Here is a 2,294-nt window from a genome sequence, read left to right on the forward strand (position 1 = left end):
CGGCGAGGATCGGGTTGCGCAGCGTGCGCACGCCGGCCACCGCGCCGGCGGCCAGGTCGCTGCCGCGCATCAGGCAGGCATCGAGCTCGTGGCGGCCGTCTGCCGTGTAGACCGCACCGCGGCCGGCGTTGAACAGCGGGCATTCCTCGAGCTGCCGCACCGCCTCGGTGACGACGTCGATCGCCGCGGCACCATCGGCGAGCATCGCCTGCGCGCTGCGCAGGATCTCGTCGAGCGCGGCGCGGTAGCGGGCCTGCTGTTCGACTGAGATCGACGCACGCGACAAGGTGCCGGCGCCGCCGTGGATCGCGATCACGGGTGAAGTCAACGACAGACTCATCGCACGCTCCCCGGCGCCACCTGCAGCCACGGCAGCACGCCGCGGRCCATTTCTTCGGCGCGCTGCACCGCGCCCTCGGTGCGGTGCGCAAGCGCGGCCACCAGCGCCTCGAGCAGTGCCAGCACGGTGGCGTTCGAGGTGGGCGCCACCTGGCGGCTGACGTGCGCATACAGCGTCACGTCGGCCAGCGGCACCAGCGGCGACGACGGCTCGTCGGTCAGCGCCAGCACCTTGACGCCGCGCTCGCGCGCGAGGCGCGTCAGCGCGATGGTGTCTTCCACATAGCGCGGGAACGCCAGCGAGATCAGCAGGTCGCGCGGCCCGCGCTTCACGAGCTGCCGCGCCGCATGCGAGGGCCCGCCCGCCTGCGCGAGGCTGCCGACGCGCGAGCACAGCGGCTCCAGCTCGTGCTGCAGCACGCCGGCCAGGTACGCGCTGCTGCCCCAGCCGAGCGTCAGCACCTGCTCGGCCTCGGCGATCAGCGAGACGGCCTGCTCGCAGGGCTGGTGCTGCAGGGCTTGCAGCGTGTGTTCGAGGTTCGCCGCCGTCTCGCGCAGCGAAGCCACCATCGCCTGCTGCGTCCCGGTGGGCTGCTTCAGGTTGCTGCGCAAGCTCTCGACCGGCGCCAGGATGGCCTCGAAGCCGCGCGCCAGCTCGGCACGGAACTGCGGGTAGCCGGCGAAGTTCAGCGCGCGGGCGAAACGGTTGGCGGTCGCGATCGACACCGAGACCTCGCCGGCAAATTCATCGATGTTGAGCGTGGCCGCCCTGAAAGGGTGCGCCAGCACGGCCTGCCCCATGCGCTGCATCGCGGCGGGCATCGCCGGAATGCCGGCGGCCACCTGCTGCAGCACCGGCAGGCTGGCGAATCGGCCCGCCCAATGAGGGGAGCCGGCGGAAGGGGGCGTCACGGTCATGAAAACTGGGTTTCAGAAAACTTCGCGGACTGTAAAGCAAATTACAGGCCCGCTCGGCGACCCGAGGGAATGCCCTGAGGTCCAGCCTTCGGTCCTACAGCGCGCGGCGGAGGCGTCCGACACCTCGGGCGTGTGTGGGCGCCGATGATAAGCACCCACTCTGGAGGACATCGATGAAGAAACTCATATCCATCCTCGCCCTGCTGTTCGCGGCCGGTAACGCGTTCGCGCAGGCCGGCACCGCCGTCAAGGAGGGCGCCAAGGCGACCGCCGAGACCGCGAAGCAAGGCACCGAGAACGTCAAGGGCGCCGTGACCGACGAGCCGTCGAGCACCGTGCACAAGACCAAGGCCAAGGTGCACAAGGCCAAGGCGAAGAGCCACGCCAAGAAGGCCAAGGCCGCGGCGAAGGAAACGGTGCAGTAGTCTCGGCAGCCGGCGCGGGCTATGCCGGCCAGCGGGCCGGCGGCCGCGGCCGCACGACCGCCTCGCGCAGCACCCCGGCATCGCGGAGGAGGGTCTTGCGTTGCAGGATCATCGTGTCCGGGTCGGCCTGCTCGCGCAGCGCGACCGGCAGCATCCGCGCGTTGGCCGCCACGGCGGCGGCCCGCTCGCCGCGCCGCCAGCAGTCCATCACGTCGACCAACGCGCGCGGATGCGGGTAGCCGGTGAAGAAGCCGTCGGCGCCGTGTTCGAGTTCCTGCAGGCAATGCACGCCGCCCAGCCCGCCRAACAGCCGCAGGCGCGGCCCGAGCAGGGTTCTCAGCCGCGCCATCTTGTCCGCCGTGGGCTCGTCCTCCACCTTGATGCCGACGATCTCGGGCACGCCATCCACCAGCACCTGCAGCAGGCTGGGCGGCAGCAGGCCACCGAACTTCGGGTGGTCGAGCAGCACGATCGGCATGCGCATCGCCAGCGCGATCGCGCCGACATGGGCGAGGATCTGCTGCGCATCGCCGCGCGGCGGCTTGACGAGCAGCGCGCCCGCTCCGCAGCCGGCGGCGACGCGGGCCTGCGCCAGCGCGCGATCGGTGCGCT

General features: G+C 71.5%; 4 protein-coding genes. 1 reads left to right on the forward strand and 3 read right to left on the reverse strand.

Annotated features, from left to right (window positions below; translation table 11 throughout):
• Together AC1D15_RS27915 and AC1D15_RS27920 are read right to left on the reverse strand one after the other, a co-directional pair.
• Positions 1–328, reverse strand: a 328-nt coding sequence (locus AC1D15_RS27915) for an isoaspartyl peptidase/L-asparaginase (protein WP_477828567.1), incomplete at its 3' end; no start/stop codon positions are given.
• Positions 329–336: 8 nt separating this feature from the next.
• Positions 337–1,251 (reverse strand): MurR/RpiR family transcriptional regulator, encoded by a 915-nt coding sequence (locus tag AC1D15_RS27920; RefSeq protein WP_477828568.1) that lies wholly within the window; start codon positions 1,249–1,251, stop codon positions 337–339.
• Between the two features lie 179 nt (positions 1,252–1,430).
• On the opposite strand from AC1D15_RS27920, the gene AC1D15_RS27925 reads away from it, so the two are divergent.
• Positions 1,431–1,682: a hypothetical protein gene (locus tag AC1D15_RS27925; RefSeq protein ID WP_477828569.1), complete on the forward strand. Its 252-nt coding sequence runs from the start codon at positions 1,431–1,433 to the stop codon at positions 1,680–1,682.
• A gap of 19 nt (positions 1,683–1,701) precedes the next feature.
• Here the strand turns inward: AC1D15_RS27925 and AC1D15_RS27930 are convergent.
• Positions 1,702–2,294: dihydrodipicolinate synthase family protein (locus AC1D15_RS27930; protein ID WP_477828570.1), on the reverse strand; the 593-nt coding region annotated here is incomplete at its 5' end.

Source organism: Rhizobacter sp. P2_H2 (genome assembly GCF_056403375.1).